4 protein-coding genes and 1 pseudogene are annotated in these 2,076 nt (G+C 59.5%); all 5 read right to left on the reverse strand.

What is annotated here, in order from left to right; translation table 11 throughout:
- Positions 1-45: 45 nt before the first annotated feature.
- Entirely contained in the window at positions 46-546 is a 501-nt protein-coding gene (locus NKI70_RS33740) for a hypothetical protein (protein WP_352726432.1), read from the reverse strand.
- 161 nt (positions 547-707) lie between these two features.
- Positions 708-1,313, reverse strand: a complete 606-nt coding sequence (locus tag NKI70_RS33745) for a DUF4062 domain-containing protein (protein WP_352726440.1) — start codon at positions 1,311-1,313, stop codon at positions 708-710.
- Positions 1,310-1,417, reverse strand: coding sequence for a DUF4062 domain-containing protein (locus tag NKI70_RS34170; RefSeq protein ID WP_502898956.1), 108 nt, complete (start codon positions 1,415-1,417; stop codon positions 1,310-1,312). Before NKI70_RS34170 ends, NKI70_RS33745 begins: the two co-directional genes overlap by 4 nt.
- A gap of 22 nt (positions 1,418-1,439) precedes the next feature.
- Positions 1,440-1,520, reverse strand: a pseudogene (locus tag NKI70_RS33755) (DUF4062 domain-containing protein); the annotation flags it as partial.
- Positions 1,521-1,744: 224 nt separating this feature from the next.
- Positions 1,745-2,076: Crp/Fnr family transcriptional regulator (locus tag NKI70_RS33760; protein ID WP_352726435.1), on the reverse strand; the 332-nt coding region annotated here is incomplete at its 5' end.

Genomic DNA, 2,076 nt, shown 5'->3' on the forward strand with positions numbered 1-2,076 from the left:
CCATCTCGGCCATTCGCGGCATAGCCAGAATGACTGAGTTTTACCCTAGTCTTCCTCCCGAAAATCCTGCAGCGAGGCATGGCGCGGATTCTCCTCGCCGCGGAGATGCTTCACGCGGCCGATCAGCCCCGGCTTGACCCATTGCGTCGCCGGCCGTTTCATCCCGTTTGGCGCAGGCCCAGAATGCTCCTGTACGCGCTCCCAGAGGCGTTCCCGCATCTCCCGGTTCAAGGTGATAAAGGCGCTCCCGACATAGCGTCCTGTGCCACGCTCGGCCATTAGGGCGAAAGCCGGCTTTCCGGGTTCACGCTCGGCGCCGAGCAACTCGTATTCATCGATGCTGTAAGCCTTGTTCTTGAGCCAAGCCGTCGAATTGCCGCTCCGGTATTTGCTGTCCTTGCGCCTCGACACCATGCCTTCGAGCCCCGCCTGGTCTATCAGGTGGAAGATCGCCTTAGGCTCGCCGGGAAGCGCCTGGCTGAATTGGATACGGCCACCGTCCGGGATCATCTCGGCAAGGATCTCGCGGCGGTCCTCCAGCGCCATGTCGCGCAGGTCGTGACCATTGAGATGCAGAAGATCGAAGGCGACGAATAGAGGTCGTGCTGGCGTCGGGTGATGGCTTCCGCAAGGCTCCGAAGTCAGACAGGCCAGTCTCGTTCAATACGACGATCTCACCGTCGATGATGGCGCTTTCCACGTCCAGTTCAGCGGCGGCCTTTGCGAGGGTGATGCCGATGGCGAAACTGTCCGAAGGCGACACGATCACGATGACTGGCGAGGTGACGCTTGTTCACGATGACGCGACCGTCACGGTTCGGCTTCACGGCTACGACGTTGCGGTGACGACGCGCGGGGAACGCCTCGCCGAAATACCGGACCTCTCCACCGCGTCCGCCCTCGGCAATCGCGACAGCATGCTTGGCTTTCGACACATCGACACCGACGTAAAAAACGTTATCTTGCTCCATGGCCCGTCCTTTCTTCGCTTGGGGCTCGGCTCGGCACTCCCGAGCAACCCCCGTTTGCTTAACAGCTGCAAAGACTAAGGGCGGGCCGCCGCTCAGACCACGGTCATAACGTCTAATAGCCATCGCAACCTTACCCGCCAAATCGTCCTTGTTGCGCCAATATTTGACGAGCTTCTTTTCATACAGCTTTCGGAATCTCTCGAGTTTGGCCTTTTTCTCGAACTCGACCTTTTCCGCGGCCCACGTCTTGCGAGCACCGCCTTCGAGCAAAAACGCCACGGTAGGCACGCCTTGGGCGACGGCGTACTCGTACTCCATCTGGGTGTAGCTCTTACCCTTCAACTCTGCTCTGCTACGATGAGTACGTAGTAGTCGCTGTCATCGATGCGCCGCTTAATGTAATCCCATTGAGTGTCGTCGCTGGCTTGGAATGCCTCCATCCCCACAGGAATATGCCCGAGGGTTAAGAACGGCCTCGATGACCGACCGTCTTTCGTCGACCAAATCGGCATAGGTCGAGCTGACGAAGATTTGGTATTTAACGTCCATGCGGCTTCACCCTTCGATCCGCCCTTGTAAGTCTGCAAGCAGGCTGGGGATAACGTTCCGAGCCCGCATCAAGAAGCCGAGTCATGATTCTTGCAAGGGGTGAAGCGATCAAAGCCCGACCCGCGCGCTGGCACGCTAGGTTGCCCGGTTTCCCGGAAGGAATAATCACTTGCGGCCGAGGAGTATGAAACGTGCGGTGCCCCCCGCCGCAGCGACAGCCTTCGCTATTCCTTCTTGTCGACCAGCGCCCGTAGTGCCGAGACGTCATGCAGCAATAACCTGCTGCCGCGCTTTTCGATCAGGCCTCTCTTCGCGAGGTCGCTCATTTCGCGCGAGACCGCTTCCCTGTGCGTGCTCATCGTTGCCGCCAGCTCGGAATGCGTCGGTGCCGGGCTTATGGACACCTCGCCGTCCACGAGTGCGGCTTTCTCCGCCCGATGCAGGAGCTCGACGATCAGCCGTTTTCGCACGACCAGAGTGCTGTATTCGAATACCCGCTCGGTCATGCGCCGGAGCTGGGCAGACAGATGCTCAAGCAGCATCCAGGCAAAAGTCG

It is taken from the genome of Mesorhizobium sp. M0500, assembly GCF_040321165.1.
In the GTDB taxonomy this organism is placed as follows: domain Bacteria; phylum Pseudomonadota; class Alphaproteobacteria; order Rhizobiales; family Rhizobiaceae; genus Mesorhizobium.

What these genes read in the sequence shown, in the direction of transcription:
- NKI70_RS33740 (WP_352726432.1), bottom strand. Translation starts at nt 546, where the DNA reads ATGGCGCTGGAGGACCGCCGCGAGATCCTTGCCGAGATGATCCCGGAC.